Source organism: Bradyrhizobium sp., assembly GCF_035309285.1.
GTDB lineage: Bacteria > Pseudomonadota > Alphaproteobacteria > Rhizobiales > Xanthobacteraceae > Bradyrhizobium.
Window position 1 is genome coordinate 137,507 of sequence record NZ_DATGFH010000093.1, and the last position, 14,485, is coordinate 151,991.

Genomic DNA, 14,485 nt, shown 5'->3' on the forward strand with positions numbered 1-14,485 from the left:
ATCAACCGGCATTCCCTGCGCGATGGTTTACGGCTTATACGCGATCTCCTCGGTGTACCGGGCTTGTTAGCCACCGTCACTTCGCGAAGATCAATTCGCAAAGCTTGACCCCAGCGTCGGGGGGCCAGGACCACGCGATTTCGCTCGTCCGCGCCAACCGCAGCTCGCCAAGCCGCGCCGTCGCGTCCATCGCATCCCGAAACCGACGTCCGTGGCGATGCGCGGTCGCCCCTCTGGTGGAATCAGGATGGGTGCAACATACGCATGATTCCGTATTCCGATAAAGCGAAATATTTTTCTTTACGGAGGTTGACAGTCATTTCTGAAAATCAGCCGTCGGGCAAATCATTTGGGAGAAATGACTGTTCTGAAAGGCTTTTTTTACCCAATCGCTGGCACAATGTGTCGGCTTTGCGTGACAGAGGTCACGGTGGTACGCCGCACTGCGTGTGAAACAGCTCGCCGGACCGAACGTTGGCTCCGTTGGCGCCGACAGAGACTTTGAAGACCAGAGGCCTCGCACGATCCGATCGACAAGAGGGAGGTTCGTCTGCCAGGGTCAACTGGCTTGATATGCCGGAGAAGGACGATGATAGCGAGAAACCACATACGCGCTGCACGCTATCGCGCGCTGGCGCTGACCGAGAAGGATCAAGCCCGGGCCAATCTGCTTGATCGCCTTGCCGGGGAAGCCGAGCACGGCGTGCTCTGCACCATCAGTCACCTTCGCCTGGTGTACAGCGTGGAAACCACCACGCCGGCGCCGTCCCTCGAAGTGTAAGCCCGTCCCTGCAGCGCGCAGGCTCGCCTGCGCCGCTTCGGTCGGCCTATTTCACCGCCCCCCCGGTGATGCCGGAGATGAAGCGGTCGAGGAACAGGTTGTAGGCGATCGCCACGGGGATACTGGCGAGCAGCGCGCCGGCCATGATCTCGCCCCAGAAGAAGATGTCGCCGCGCACGAGATCGGTGGTGACCCCGAGCGTGATCGGCTTCTGGTCCGACGCCGACACGAAGGTCAGGGCATAGACGAACTCCTGCAAGGTCAGCGTGAAGGTGAAGATCACGACCGTGAGGATGGCCGGCAGCGAGAGCGGGACCGCCATCTTGATGAAGGCCCCGAACAGGCTGCAGCCATCGACGATCGCCGCCTCCTCGATCTCCCGCGGGATCGCCTTGAAGAACCCCATCATCAGCCACGAGCAGAAGGGGATGGTAAAGGTCGGGTAGACCAGCACCAGCGACCACATCGAATTCTGCAGGCCGAGATCGCTGATGATGCGCGACAGCGGCAGGAACAGCAGCGTCGGGGGCACCAGATAGGTCAGGAAGATGCCGATGCCCAGCGTCTCACCGGTGCGCCCGGTCATGCGCGCGAGGCTGTAGCCGGCCGGCAACGCGGTAACGAGGGTGATCGCGACGACGCAAAGGCCGATGATCAGCGAGTTCAAAAGCCAGGTGGTGAACAGCGTCTGCGAGAACAGGTAGCGGAAGTGCTCCAGCGTCGGCGCCTGGTTGAACCAGAACGGGATGTTGGTGACGTTGTAGAGGTCGCTGTTGCTCTTCAGCGAGGTAATCAGCATCCAGTAGAACGGGAACGTCGTCATGAGCACGAAGAGCCCGATCGCGCCGAAGAACGCGACTTCGCGGGCGGCTTTGGCGGCGGAGACCCTCATGTCAGATCTCCCTTCGGCGGATGAACCGCAGCATGCCGATCACCAGCAGGAACAGCACCGGCAACATGAACAGCGAGATGGCCGCGCCGTGCGACACGTCGCCGGAGACGATGCCGACCTGGAAGCCTTCGTAGCCGAGAACCGAGGTCGCGCCCACCGGTCCGCCATTGGTCAGGAGAAGGACGATGGAAAGATCGGTAAAGGTGAACACGATGCCGAAGATCAAGCCGATCGTCATGATCGGGAGGATCATCGGCAGGATGATCTGGTAGTTGCGGCGCCAGAAGCCGGCGCCGTCGACGGTGGCCGCATCGATGATGTCCTGCGGCACGGAGGTGATGCCGGCAAGGAAGATGACGATCGCGAACGGAAAGAAACGCCAGGCGTTGACCACGATCACGCAGAGCATCGCAAGGTGCGGCGTGCCGAGCCAGTTCGGCGCCTCGGCGCGGGTGATGATGCCGAGCGCAATCAGCGACCAGTTGATGACGCTATAGAGCGAATCGAACATCCACTGCCAGGCCACCGTCGCCAGCGCGATCGGCACCACCCAGGGCAGGATGATCAGCGCGCGGACGATCCTGCGCCCCGGGAATGGCCGCAGCAGCAGGAAGGCGCCGAACTTGCCGAGGACGAGGCCGAGGAACTGCGATCCGAAGGTGAACAGGAAGGTGTTGCCGAGCGTCCCAAGGAAAACCGGATTTTGCAGAATCTGCGCAAAATTCGTCAGCCCCACAAAACGCCATGACGGGTCGTAGATGGTGTAGGCGCTGACCGAATAGTAGAGCGCGAGCAGGAACGGCACGCCGACCAGCAAGAGGACATAGAGGATCGCCGGCGCGACGAAGACGGCGCCAAGCACCTCGCGCCGGTCCAGGAAGAAGTGAAGGCGCGAGACCGGCTTGGCAACGGGTTCAGCAATCGAGACCATCAACGTAAACCTCGCATCAGTGGCGGCTCACGCGCTTGCCGTCCTTGTCGAAACGGCGGAGCGCATGGTTGCGCACGGCATAGGGGTGCCACTCGCCGGGCCGGATGCTTTCCTCGGGCACGTGAGCCGGCGGCAGTTTCGCGGTGATGAGCTGCTTGGACTCGACGCCGTCGATCGTGCCGTACACGATCCGCTCGGCGCCGAGGTATTCGGAGCGGTCGACACGGAAGGAGAATTCGGTGAACTCGCCGTCGTCGATCATTTCCTTCGGCAGGAAGTTTTCGGGGCGGAAACCGAGATAGCCGCTGTTATTGGTGATGAGGTTCATCGGCGGCGCGCCGACAAAGGTCGCGACGAACATGTCGGCCGGATCATCATAGATCTCGGCCGGCGTGCCGAGCTGGCGTATCCGTCCATGGTCGATGACCGCGATGCGGTCGCCCATGCCCATCGCCTCGACCTGGTCATGGGTGACGTAGATCGTGGTCACGCCGATGCGTTGCTGGAACTGCTTGATGTCCTGGCGGGCCGAAGCGCGCAGCTTGGCATCGAGGTTCGAGAGCGGCTCATCCAGGAGAAGCGCGGTCGGCTCCCGAACCAGCGCGCGCGCAAGCGCCACGCGCTGGCGCTCGCCGCCCGAAAGCTGGCGCGGCCGCCGGTCCAGCAGGTGATCGATGCCGAGCAGTTGCGAGGCCCACTGGACCTTCTTGTCGATCACGTCACTCGGCACGCGCGTCGTGCGCAATGGGAAAGCGATGTTCTTGCGGACGGTGTAGTGTGGATAAAGGCCATAGCTCTGGAACATCATGGCGACGCCGCGCGCACGCGGCGGCATCTCGTTGACGAGCTGTCCGCCGATCATGAGGTCGCCGCTGGTCTGTTGCTCGAGCCCGCAGATAATCCGCAGGAGCGTCGTCTTGCCGCAGCCCGACGGTCCCAGCAGCACCATGAACTCACCATCCGCGACCGTGAGCGAGATGCCGTCGACGGCATGCGTGTCGCCAAATGTTTTGCGGATGTCCCTTGCAAGTACGCCAGCCATTGATCCTCCCAACTTTCAAACATATCCCGCGCATGCCGTCGCCTGCTCGCGGCAAAACGCCGCTCGCCCCCATCTGGCGTGCACGGGCATCGGACAAAATCGCCCCGCGCGCCTCGCGCTTGTTGTTCTTCTTGTTTGCGCCGCGGCAGGAATGGCCCGGGCCGCCGTTCGAGGCGGTCCGGGCGCTGGCCATCAGGCCTTGTGCAGCCACTTGTTGAAGACGGCCTCGCATTGCTGGTGAGCCCACTTCACCGAATCCTCAGGGCTCATCGCACCGGTTGCCGCCTTGGCCATCATGTCGCTGACGATGAAGTTGTTGTAGATCTCATCAGTGGCCGGCCAGGACGGTCCCGGGTAGCCAATCGCAGCAGACCATTGGTCAGAATTCTGCAGCACTGCCAGCTTGTCGTGCGGCGTCGATGTCGGGTCATCGGACAGAATCGGCATCGGCTTCGGGACGAGATTGGCAAAAATGGGCATGTTATACCCGGTGCTGGCCTTGAACGCGTCGACCCAGTGATCGGAGTAATATTCCAGAAACGCGATTGCCGCGTCCTGGTTCTTCGAGAACTTCCAGATGCCGTAAAATTCCGGAGCACCAGCCATCAGCCTGCGTACCGGACCCTTGGGCGCTTCCAGCACGAAGATGTCGTCGGCCACCTGCTTGTTGAGTTGCTGTGCGGTGCGATAGGCCGAGATCGGGTTGATGATTAGCGAGGACACCCCGGAATCGATGTATTGGTTGTTGCTGGCATCGTTCCAGGACAGTACGTCGGTCGTCATCGCTTCCTTGTAGAGGGCGGCGGCGAACTTGACCGCCTCGACCGTCTCCTTGCTGTTGAGCACGACCTTCTTGCCGCTCTCGTCCTGAATGTGGCCGCCATAACTCCACAGCACGCCGCGCCACGTATTCTCCGGATCATTGCTGTGCCCGAGCGAAATGCCAACCGGGTTGCCCTTCGCTTTCAGCTTGGCGCCACCGACGCGGATATCGTCCCACGAGTCCGGCTTCACTCCGATGCCGTCCCACAGGCTCTTTCGGTACATGACCGGGAAGTTGATGTAGTAGTCGGGGAATGCCGACCAGGTGTGGTCATCCTGGTTGTAAGCGATCTGCCGACCGATCGTGGTAGCCTTGCCGTGTTTCTTTTCGACGGACTGGACGAGCTTTGTGACGTCGACGAGGAACTTGCGATAGAGATGCGCGCCGCCAGCGCCGTTCCATCCGAACAGGTCGTGTCCCGATCCGGCCGAGGCTTCCGCCGCCGCGCGCGCGGCAACGTTCGCCACCGGAATGTGGTCGATGGTGACCGCAATCTTGTTCTTCTCGCCCCAATCCTTGGCGAATTGGTCAAACCACTTGTCGTAAGCCGGAACGAAGTGGCTCCATTGCACGATCGACAGCGTCTTGGTGTCGGCCCAGGCACTTGAAACGAAGGGTGCGGAGATCAGTGGTGCGCCGCCGGCAGCGGCGATAGTGAGGCCGGTTTGCTTGAGGAACCGGCGCCTCGTGACACGTGGAAACGGCTTCGAACTCATCTATTCCCTCCTCGGTTCGGTTCCGGTCAGAGGAGGCGAATCCAGATTAAGGATGGGCTCGTCCACCGGCATTGCTGTTCTTTTTTCTTGTGTAAACACCATAACGCGCGATCCCGCGAGCGGACTATTGTAACTAAGCCGGACAACAATCCTGACCTATTTCTCTGCCGCCACCACGGCCTCGGCATCCGCACAAAGTCGAATCGGTTCGCTCTCGCGACGAAAGAGAGTCAAATTGAGGCGCACGATGACAGCGCTCCGCGCCATCAGGTCACCGGTGCGGGATTGAAGAGCGTGAGATCGTTGTGAATGCCCCAGCGGTCGGACCACGGTTTGGTCCGCCCGCTCGCGACGTCGAGGATCAGGCGAAACAGCTCCCAGCCGGTTTCCTCGATGGTCATCTCGCCGGTCGCAATACGGCCCGCGTCGAAATCGATCAGGTCCTTCCAGCGCCGCGCCAATTCGCTGCGGGTCGCGACCTTGATGACGGGCGCAGCCGCTAGCCCATAGGGCGTGCCGCGGCCGGTGGTGAACACCTGCAGCGTCATGCCCGAGGCAAGCTGCAGCGTGCCGCAGATGAAATCGGATGCGGGCGTTGCCGCAAACAGCATGCCCTTTTGGCGCGCCTTCTCGCCGGGCGCGAGCACGCCCGCGATCGGGCTCGAGCCGGACTTGACGATCGAGCCCAGTGATTTCTCGACGATGTTGGCAAGCCCGCCCTTCTTGTTACCGGGCGTGGTGTTGGCGGAGCGGTCGGCGCCGCCGCGGGCGAGATAGGCGTCGTACCAGGCCATCTCGCGGACCAAGGCGCGGCCGACGTCCTCGTTGACGGCGCGGCGCGTGAGAAGCTGGATCGCGTCGCGCACTTCGGTCACTTCCGAGAACATCACGGTTGCGCCCGCGCGCACCAGGAGATCCGCGGCGAAGCCCACCGCCGGATTGGCGGTGACGCCGGAGAAGGCGTCGCTGCCGCCGCATTGCAGTCCGATGACGAGATCGGAAGCGGGGCAGGTCTCGCGCTTGCGCTGGTTGAGTATCTTCAGGCGCGCCTCGGCCTGGGTCATGACGGCGTCCACGATCGCGCCAAAGCCGTCAAAGGCCTCATCCTGCATGCGCACGATGGCGTCACCAATGCCTTCCGGCACCAGCCGCTCGGGCGCGAGCTTCTCGCAGCCGAGGCCCACGACCAGGATCTCGCCGCCAAAATTCGGATTGAGCGCGAGGTTCTGCAGCGTGCGGATCGGCACCACCGCATCGGGCGCGGTGATGGCGACGCCGCAGCCATAGGCGTGCGTCAGCGGCACCACGTCGTCGACATTGGGATATTTGGGCAGGAGCTCGCTGCGGATTTTCTTCACCGCATAGTCCAGCGTGCCCTTGACGCATTGCACCGAGGTCGAGATGCCGAGGATGTTTTTCGTGCCGACCGAGCCGTCGGGATTGCGATAACCTTCGAAAGTATAGCCCTCGAGCGGCGGCAGCGCTGCCGGCACGGCGGTTGCGATCTCGAGCCTGTCGAGGGGCGGCGCCTCGGGCATGCGGATGCGTGCCTCATCGACCCATTCGCCTGCGCGAATGGGCGACAAGGCAGTGCCGATGACTTCGCCGTAGCGGATGATCGGCGCGCCGTCGTCGATATCGACGAGCGCGGTCTTGTGGCCTTGCGGCACGAAGGCGCGCAGCGTGAGGCCGCACGGAAATCGCGTGCCCGCCGGCAAGCCGAAGTCGTTGACGACGATCGCGACATTGTCGCGCGCGTTGAGCTTGATGTAGCGGGGCGTTTCGGTAACGACTTCCCTCTTGCCCATCGTCGCTGCTCCTTCTCTATCGGCGTACTGTTCCTTCTCCCCTTGCGGGAGAAGGTGGCGCGAAGCGCCGGATGAGGGGTTGCATCAGCGGATTCAACTGCCAGTCTACCGGGCGGAGAGAAACCCCTCACCCGGATCGCATCTTACGATGCGATCCGACCTCTCCCACAAGGGGAGAGGTGGCACTTCCGCTGCGGCACCTATTTGTCAACAAGCCTCAACCCGGATTCGTATAAGCCGTCTTCACGGTCGTATAGAACTCGCGCGCATAAGAGCCCTGCTCGCGGGCGCCGTAGCTCGAGCCTTTGCGGCCGCCGAACGGAACGTGATAGTCGACGCCGGCGGTCGGCAGGTTGACCATCACCATGCCGGCCTCGCTGTTGCGCTTGAAATGCGAGGCGTATTTCAGGCTGGTGGTGCAGACGCCGGCGGCGAGGCCAAAATCGGTGTCGTTGGCGATCGCGAGCGCTTCGTCATAGCTCTTGGCGCGGATGACGCAGGCCACCGGGCCGAAAATCTCCTCGCGGGCGATGCGCATGGCGTTGCTGGCTTCGGTGAACAGCGCCGGCTGCAGGTAGAAGCCGGGCGTCTCGCGGTTCAACAGCTCGCCGCCCCAATGCAGCTTCGCGCCCTCGTCCTGGCCGATCTTGAGATAGCGCAAATCCTGGTCGAGCTGGCTCTGGTCGACCACGGGGCCGACATGGACGCCGGGTTTCAGCGCATCGTCGACCGAGAGGCCCTTCAACCGCTCGGTCATGGCGTCGACGAACTTGTCATGGATGCCTGACGTCACGATCAGCCGCGAGGAGGCGGTGCAGCGCTGGCCGGTCGAGAAATAGGCGCCGTTGGTGGCGCATTCGACGGCGACCTTGGGGTCGGCATCGTCGAGCACGACCAGCGGATTCTTGCCGCCCATCTCGAGCTGGAATTTCTTCATGTTGCTCGACATCACGCAGGCCTGCGCCAGCTTGCGTCCCGTCGCGACCGAGCCGGTGAAGGAAACCGCGGCGACGTCGGGGCTCTCGAGGATGGTCTGGCCCACGACCGAGCCGGGGCCGACCACGAGATTGAACACGCCCGCCGGCAGGCCGGAGCGCACGATGATCTCGGAGAGCGCGTGCGCCGAGCCGGGCACCAGTTCGGCCGGCTTGAACACCACGGTGTTGCCATAGCAAAGCGCCGGCGCGATCTTCCAGGCCGGAATCGCGATCGGGAAGTTCCAGGGCGTGATCAGGCCAATGACGCCCATCGGCTCGCGCGTGATCTCGACTTCAAGGCCGGGGCGCACGGAGGCGCCCTTCTCGCCCATCATCCTGAGCGCCTCGCCGGCGAAGAACGCAAAGATCTGCCCGGCCCGCGCGACCTCGCCGATGCCTTCCGGCAAGGTCTTGCCCTCCTCGCGCGCCAGCAGGCGGCCGAGCTCATCCTTGCGAGCCAAAATTTCCAGCGAGATCTTGTTCAGCGCGTCATAGCGCTCCTGCGGGGTCGAGCGCGACCACGCCGGGAACGCAGCCTTGGCGGCTGCGATCGCCTTTTCCGTCTGCGCCTTGTCGGCCCTGGCGTATTCGCCGACAATATCCTTGGTGTTGGAGGGATTGATGTTTCTGGTGATGCCCGAGCCGTCGATCCATTCGCCGGCGATGAAGTTTTTCAGGATCGCTGTCATCTTTCTCTCCCACTTGAGTTTCTTCTCAGCGCAATCTCGCTAGCGCACCAGGCAGGGACGTTTATCATCAAATGTCCAGCCCGGGATCAGGAATTGCATCGCGATGGCGTCATCCCGGGCTCCTAGGCCATACTGGTTGTAGAGCGCGTAGGCCGCATCAATCGCCGCGCGGTCGATTTCGATGCCGAGCCCCGGACGATCGGGCACGGCGATCCTGCCGTCCTTGATCTCAAGCGGCTCCTGAGTCAACGCCTGGCCGTCCTGCCAGATCCAGTGCGTGTCGATCGCGGTGACCTTGCCGGGCGCGGCGGCGCCGACATGGGTGAACATCGCAAGCGAAATGTCGAAATGGTTGTTGGAATGCGAGCCCCAGGTCAGCCCGTTGTCGCGGCAGGTCTGCGCGACCCGGACCGAACCCTGCATGGTCCAGAAATGCGGGTCGGCGAGCGGAATATCGACGGCCCCTAACCGCAGGGCATGGCTGAGCTGGCGCCAGTCGGTCGCGATCATGTTGGTCGCGGTCGGCAGCCCCGTGGCGCGGCGGAACTCGGCCATGATCTCGCGGCCCGAAAAGCCCGCCTCGGCGCCGCAGGGGTCCTCGGCATAAGCGAGGATGCCGTGCATGTCCTTGCAGAGCCGGACCGCGTCTTCCAGCATCCAGCCGCCGTTCGGGTCAAGCGTCACGCGGGCGTTGGGAAAGCGCTTTGCGATCGCGGTGACCGCCTCGATCTCCTGTTCACCGCGCAGCACGCCGCCCTTCAATTTGAAATCGACAAAGCCGTAATGATCGTGCGTCGCTTCGGCGAGCCGCACCACTGCATCGGGAGTCATAGCCTCCTGATGGCGTAAATTGAACCAGGCCGGTTTGCCGGTCTCGCCTTCGACGTAGGGCAAATCGGTCTTGCGGCGATCCCCAACGAAGAAGAGATAGCCGAGGGTCTCGACGCTCTTTCGCTGCTGGCCCTCGCCGAGCAGCGCCGCGACGGGCAGCGAAAGATGCTGGCCGAGCAGATCGAGCAGCGCGGATTCCACCGCAGTCACTGCATGAATCATCACGCGCAGATCAAAGGTCTGCTTGCCGCGGCCGCCGGCGTCACGATCGGCAAAGGTCTCGCGCATGGAAGCGAGGATGTTGTTGCAAGCGCCGATGGTCTTGCCGACCACCAGCGGACGCGCATCTTCCAGAGTCTTTCGAATCTTCTCCCCGCCCGGCACTTCGCCGACGCCGGTATGTCCGGAGTTATCCGTGAGGATGACGATATTGCGGGTGAAGAATGGCGCATGCGCGCCGCTCAGATTGAGCAGCATGCTGTCGCGGCCGGCGACCGGGATCACCTCCATGCTCGTCACGGCGGGCGCGCCGGAAAAACCGGCGCGGATCGCTTCCGGGATCATGGGCTCCTCCCTCGGTCTCAGGCTTCGCGTTACTCAGCCGCCTGCATCGCCGCCGTCGTCGAAGCCAATTTCTTCACCAGCGCGGCCAGCTCTGCCATCTCGGCCTCCGTCAAATTCGTCAGTGGCGGGCGGACGGAGCCGGAATCGCGGCTGATGATCTTCATGCCGGCCTTGATGATCGAGACCGCATACCCCTTCTTGCGGTTACGGATCGAGATCAGCGGCAGGATGAAATCCTTTAGCCCCGCATGGATCACCTTGTGATCACGGCGGCGCACCGCGGCGTAGAACCTGGTGGCAAATTCCGGCACGAAATTGAACACCGCCGACGAATAGGTCGAGACCCCCATGTCGAGATACGGCAGCGCAAAGGTTTCCGCGGTCGGCAGGCCGCCGATATAGGTGAGGCGGTCGCCCAGCCTGGAATAGACGCGCGTCATCAGCTCGATGTCGCCGATGCCGTCCTTGTAGCCGACGAGGTTTTCGCAGCGCTCGCAAAGCCGCGCCAGCGTGTCGGGCTGCAGGATGGCATTGTCGCGATTATAGACGATGACGCCGATCTTCACTGACGCGCAGACCGCCTCGACATGGGCGGCGAGACCCTCCTGCTCGGAATGGACGAGATAGGGCGGCAGCAGCAGCAGGCCATCCGCTCCGGCCTTCTCGGCACCGACAGCGATCTCCCGCGCGATGGCCGTGCCGTAGCCGGTGCCGGCCAGCACCGGCACGCGGCCCCTGGTTTCGTCGACCGCGACCTTCACGACCTCAGGCATTTCCGTGGGCGTCAGCGAGAAGAACTCGCCGGTACCGCCGGCGGCGAACAGGCCGGCGACGTCATAGCCGCAGAGCCAGTCCAGGTTGGAGCGGTAAGTCGCCTCGTCGAACGAATAATCCGCCTTGAACGGCGTCACGGGAAACGACAGCAGGCCAGAGCCGATCTTTTTGGCCATCTCCTGCGGGGTCATCTTGCTCATCGCACCACTCCCTGAAATCTCGGCTGATTTGGCGGACGCGCGGAGCGCGCATCTGTGACTGTTGTTCTAGAAGCGAGCGCGATGCGCGTCCAAGCCAATGGCGGTATCAACCAATGCACAATCCGCATCAATGGTCGCGCGCGTCGGGGCCTGCGACATCGCCGGCGATTGCGATCAGCGCCGGCAGCAGCGGATTTTCGTCCTCGCGGCGCCAGACCATGAACAATTCCACCGCCGCCGGCGCGCGCAGCTTCAAGGGCTTCAGTCTGACGTCGGCAATCTTCAGGTTCGCCGCAGCCGCCGGGACGATCGATACACCGAGGCCGGCGCGCACCAAAGCGAGGATGGAGTGGATCTGGCCGACATGCTGCACATAGCGCGGCAAAATGTCGGCGCGCGAGAATTGCGCGACCAGGAGATCGTGGAAGTAGCGTGACTCATAGGGCGAATACATCACGAAGGGCTCGTTGTCGAAATCCTTGATCGCCACCGTCGCCTGCGCCGCCAGGCGATGCTTCTTCGGAATCGCGGCCATCAGCGGTTCGGCCAGCACGCGTTTCGTGGCCAACTCCGGCCGCGCGACCGGTGGTCGCAACAACCCGGCATCGATCTGACCCGAGGCGAGCGCCTCGAGCTGATCGCCCGACACCATCTCCTTCAGCGAGAAATCGACCTCCGGCAGCCGCGCGCGGCAGGCTGCGATCAGATCGGGCAGAAAGCCGTAGGAGGCGGCCGCCGTGTAGCCGATCTTGAGCGAGCCGGTCTTGCCGAGCGCAATGCGGCGCGCGACCTGCGAGGCGGTCTCCGCCAGTTTCAGGATGCGCCGCGCCTCGGGCAGGAAGCTGCGGCCGGCGGGCGTCAGCTTGACCGAGCGGCTGGTGCGCTCGAGCAGCGGCGCGTCGATGATGTGCTCCAGCACCTGGATCTGCCGGGAGAGCGGCGGCTGGGTCATGTTGAGCCGCGCCGCCGCACGACCGAAGTGCAGCTCTTCCGCAACCGTGACGAAACAGCGGAGCTGGTTCAGGTCGAACATCGATGCATGCCCGGAATAGACGAGGCGCTTATTTGCCATTTCTAGCATCGATCTTCCCGGAAACAAAGACGGCGGCCGAGATGGTCGCCGTTATGCTTTTACCTATGCTGCAAACCTCACACCTCCTGCAACTGAACCCGCTCGATCTTGCCGACAATGAAGAGATAGGCGATCGCGGCAACCAGCGCGTTGTGGCCGACGAACACCAAGGCACCGTTGAACGACCCGGTCGCGGCCACGATATAGCCGATGATGATCGGGGTCGTGATGCTCGATAGATTGCCGCAGGTGTTGAACAGGCCACCGGAGAGGCCGCCGGCCTCTCTCGAAAACGCTACAGCGTTGGTCAGCGCGATGGCAGCGTGCTATGCTGCTATCTCTCGAGCGACATCCAGGGATGGCAACAAACGGTCGCACCGTCACCGTGTTCGGCGGAACCGGTTTCCTCGGTCGCCGCATCGTCCGGCATCTGCGCCGTCAGGAATTCCTCGTCCGGATCGCGTCAAGGCATCCAGATCGGGCGCACAGTCAGTTTGGCCGTGATGATCCGCAACTTCGATCCGTCGAGGCCGATATTCACGACGAACGGTCTGTCGCGGATGCGATTGCCGGCGCTTACGCCGCTGTGAACACGGTCAGCCTTTACGTCGAGCACGGGCAAAGCACGTTTCATTCCGTTCACGTCGAAGCGGCCCAAAGGATAGCGGCCCAAGCGTACCGGGCCGGGGTCAAGAGGCTCATTCAAATTTCAGGAATCGGCGCCGATGCCGCATCCCAATCACGGTACATCCGAGCGCGCGGCGAAGGTGAACGCGTGGTCCGGGCAGCTTTCGCCGACGCACATATCATCCGACCGGCGGTCATGTTCGGATCGGACGATGAATTTCTCACTACCATCCTCAAGCTTCTCCGCCGACTCCCAATCTATCCGATGTTCGGCCGTGGCTTGATGAGGCTGCAGCCGGCCTATGTGGAAGATGTGGCGGAGGCGATTGTTCGGATCATCCAGCGGGTCGAGACGCAACCGATGACCTTCGAGTGCGGCGGCCCTCGCGTCTACTCATACGAGGAACTTGTCGGACTCGTCGCGCGCCAGGCTGGCGTCGCGCCCATCCTGATTCCAATCCCGTTTGCCGTTTGGCGCGCATTGGCATGGGCCTCCGAAATGCTCCCGGCCCCACTTCTCACGCGCAATCAGGTGGAACTGATGCAGATCGATACCGTGTCATCGCCGGAGATGCCTGGCTTTGTTGAACTTGGGATTTCGCCGCACTCGGTTGAGCCGATACTCCAGAAGATGCTGTCGGAGTGCGGATGAGAATCCGATGGCGTGGAATCTGACCGGCGAGTTCATCTTCAAGGACATCGTCCCGCTCTGCGTCAGCATCCGTGTTGCTGCTGGCCTCGCTGCCGCAATCTCCGGTCGCGGCACCGGCTGAAGCGCGAGAACAACCGGCAACTCATTCACGATCGCCGAACAGCTCGAGCGTGATTGATCGGAGCCAGCGGTGCGCGGGATCGCGATGCGACCGCTCGTGCCAGTATTGCGCGATCTCGATGCGCGGCAGTGGCACCGGCGTCTTGAACACGCTCATGCCGAGCGGCGCGGCAACGAGCGCGGCGAGGTTGGCCGGCAGCGTCGCCACGCCATCGGTCTGCGAGGCTACGATCGCGCCTGCAATGAAGCTCGGCACCTGCAGCAGGATGTTGGATGGCGCAATCGCACGCGTCAGCGCGCGCTGCGTCTCGAGATGCGCCGCATGCCCGGTCTCGGACGCCGTGATCAGGATATGCTGCTCGCCAGGAAAGCCCTTGCGCGTGCGAGCCTCGGCCGCGCGCGGATGGCCACGCCGCACCACGCTCGCATAGCCGTCAGAATAGAGCCGCTGGACGCGCAGGTGACCGGCGGCCCTTGGAAACGCGCCGAGCGCGAGATCGGCCTCGCCAGATTCCAGCTTCAGCGCGAAGTGGCGGGAGTCGAGCGGCAGCGCCCGCACCTTGATGTTCGGAGCCAAGCCGGCGAGACGGGCAACCAGCGGCGGCAGGAAACGGACCATGCCGACATCGGTCACCAGCAGGCTGAAGGTCCTCTCCGACTTCCCGGGATCGAACGGCATCCGCTGTTGCCGGAGGCCGTCGGCCATCTCGAGGAGCCTGCGGATCTGTGCCGACATCTCCACGGCGCGCGCGGTGGGCTGCACGCCGCGGCCGCGGCGGACCACCAGCGGGTCGTCGAAATGCGTTCTCAACCGGCGCAATAATTTGCTGATCGCAGGCTGCGTGGTTTCAAGCGCTTGCGCGGCGGCCGTGATGCTGCCTTCGCGGATCAGCGCGTCGAGCATCCTGAGGCTGCGGAGATCGAGCTCCGGAGATTCCCGTCCAGGCATATGAAACATTCCCTTTTCGGCATGGATCATTGATCGC

The 14,485-nt window shown here is 63.2% G+C and carries 12 protein-coding genes and 1 pseudogene; 2 read left to right on the plus strand and 11 right to left on the minus strand.

Going from position 1 to position 14,485, the window contains the following annotated elements; all coding sequences use genetic code 11:
• Nucleotides 1–589: 589 nt before the first annotated feature.
• The gene (locus VKR55_RS18465) at nt 590–781 is read left to right on the plus strand and encodes a hypothetical protein (protein ID WP_324405459.1); all 192 of its coding nucleotides are present in this window, start codon (nt 590–592) and stop codon (nt 779–781) included.
• A gap of 46 nt (nt 782–827) precedes the next feature.
• On the opposite strand, the gene VKR55_RS18470 is transcribed toward VKR55_RS18465, so the two are convergent.
• From VKR55_RS18470 to VKR55_RS18515, 10 genes and pseudogenes are all read right to left on the minus strand, one after another.
• Entirely contained in the window at nt 828–1,673 is an 846-nt protein-coding gene (locus VKR55_RS18470) for a carbohydrate ABC transporter permease (RefSeq protein WP_324405461.1), read from the minus strand.
• Nucleotide 1,674: 1 nt separating this feature from the next.
• The gene (locus VKR55_RS18475) at nt 1,675–2,604 is read right to left on the minus strand and encodes a carbohydrate ABC transporter permease (protein ID WP_324405463.1); all 930 of its coding nucleotides are present in this window, start codon (nt 2,602–2,604) and stop codon (nt 1,675–1,677) included.
• A 16-nt stretch (nt 2,605–2,620) separates the two neighbouring features.
• Entirely contained in the window at nt 2,621–3,646 is a 1,026-nt protein-coding gene (locus VKR55_RS18480) for an ABC transporter ATP-binding protein (RefSeq protein ID WP_324405464.1), read from the minus strand.
• 192 nt (nt 3,647–3,838) lie between these two features.
• Nucleotides 3,839–5,185, minus strand: a complete 1,347-nt coding sequence (locus tag VKR55_RS18485; RefSeq protein ID WP_324405465.1) for an extracellular solute-binding protein — start codon at nt 5,183–5,185, stop codon at nt 3,839–3,841.
• A gap of 266 nt (nt 5,186–5,451) precedes the next feature.
• Nucleotides 5,452–6,993, minus strand: a complete 1,542-nt coding sequence (gene garD, locus VKR55_RS18490; RefSeq protein ID WP_324405466.1) for a galactarate dehydratase — start codon at nt 6,991–6,993, stop codon at nt 5,452–5,454.
• Nucleotides 6,994–7,210: 217 nt separating this feature from the next.
• Nucleotides 7,211–8,659: an aldehyde dehydrogenase family protein gene (locus VKR55_RS18495; RefSeq protein ID WP_324405468.1), complete on the minus strand. Its 1,449-nt coding sequence runs from the start codon at nt 8,657–8,659 to the stop codon at nt 7,211–7,213.
• 39 nt (nt 8,660–8,698) lie between these two features.
• The gene (gene gudD / locus VKR55_RS18500) at nt 8,699–10,054 is read right to left on the minus strand and encodes a glucarate dehydratase (RefSeq protein ID WP_324405470.1); all 1,356 of its coding nucleotides are present in this window, start codon (nt 10,052–10,054) and stop codon (nt 8,699–8,701) included.
• Nucleotides 10,055–10,083: 29 nt separating this feature from the next.
• Complete coding sequence (gene kdgD, locus VKR55_RS18505; RefSeq protein WP_324405472.1) at nt 10,084–11,028, minus strand: 5-dehydro-4-deoxyglucarate dehydratase; 945 nt, start codon at nt 11,026–11,028, stop codon at nt 10,084–10,086.
• Nucleotides 11,029–11,155: 127 nt separating this feature from the next.
• A complete protein-coding gene (locus VKR55_RS18510) occupies nt 11,156–12,061 on the minus strand; it encodes a LysR family transcriptional regulator (RefSeq protein ID WP_324405511.1) in 906 nt (301 codons plus the stop codon).
• 116 nt (nt 12,062–12,177) lie between these two features.
• Nucleotides 12,178–12,387 (minus strand): annotated as a pseudogene (locus VKR55_RS18515) (MFS transporter); the annotation flags it as partial.
• Between the two features lie 71 nt (nt 12,388–12,458).
• Between VKR55_RS18515 and VKR55_RS18520 the strand changes: the two are divergent.
• A complete protein-coding gene (locus VKR55_RS18520) occupies nt 12,459–13,379 on the plus strand; it encodes a complex I NDUFA9 subunit family protein (RefSeq protein ID WP_324405474.1) in 921 nt (306 codons plus the stop codon).
• A gap of 142 nt (nt 13,380–13,521) precedes the next feature.
• On the opposite strand, the gene VKR55_RS18525 is transcribed toward VKR55_RS18520, so the two are convergent.
• A complete protein-coding gene (locus VKR55_RS18525) occupies nt 13,522–14,448 on the minus strand; it encodes a LysR family transcriptional regulator (protein WP_324405475.1) in 927 nt (308 codons plus the stop codon).
• Nucleotides 14,449–14,485: the final 37 nt, after the last annotated feature.

What these genes read in the sequence shown, in the direction of transcription:
- VKR55_RS18465 (WP_324405459.1), top strand. Translation starts at nt 590, where the DNA reads ATGATAGCGAGAAACCACATACGCGCTGCACGCTATCGCGCGCTGGCG.
- VKR55_RS18470 (WP_324405461.1), bottom strand. Translation starts at nt 1,673, where the DNA reads ATGAGGGTCTCCGCCGCCAAAGCCGCCCGCGAAGTCGCGTTCTTCGGC.
- VKR55_RS18475 (WP_324405463.1), bottom strand. Translation starts at nt 2,604, where the DNA reads ATGGTCTCGATTGCTGAACCCGTTGCCAAGCCGGTCTCGCGCCTTCAC.
- VKR55_RS18480 (WP_324405464.1), bottom strand. Translation starts at nt 3,646, where the DNA reads ATGGCTGGCGTACTTGCAAGGGACATCCGCAAAACATTTGGCGACACG.
- VKR55_RS18485 (WP_324405465.1), bottom strand. Translation starts at nt 5,185, where the DNA reads ATGAGTTCGAAGCCGTTTCCACGTGTCACGAGGCGCCGGTTCCTCAAG.
- garD (WP_324405466.1), bottom strand. Translation starts at nt 6,993, where the DNA reads ATGGGCAAGAGGGAAGTCGTTACCGAAACGCCCCGCTACATCAAGCTC.
- VKR55_RS18495 (WP_324405468.1), bottom strand. Translation starts at nt 8,659, where the DNA reads ATGACAGCGATCCTGAAAAACTTCATCGCCGGCGAATGGATCGACGGC.
- gudD (WP_324405470.1), bottom strand. Translation starts at nt 10,054, where the DNA reads ATGATCCCGGAAGCGATCCGCGCCGGTTTTTCCGGCGCGCCCGCCGTG.
- kdgD (WP_324405472.1), bottom strand. Translation starts at nt 11,028, where the DNA reads ATGAGCAAGATGACCCCGCAGGAGATGGCCAAAAAGATCGGCTCTGGC.
- VKR55_RS18510 (WP_324405511.1), bottom strand. Translation starts at nt 12,061, where the DNA reads ATGTTCGACCTGAACCAGCTCCGCTGTTTCGTCACGGTTGCGGAAGAG.
- VKR55_RS18520 (WP_324405474.1), top strand. Translation starts at nt 12,459, where the DNA reads ATGGCAACAAACGGTCGCACCGTCACCGTGTTCGGCGGAACCGGTTTC.
- VKR55_RS18525 (WP_324405475.1), bottom strand. Translation starts at nt 14,448, where the DNA reads ATGCCTGGACGGGAATCTCCGGAGCTCGATCTCCGCAGCCTCAGGATG.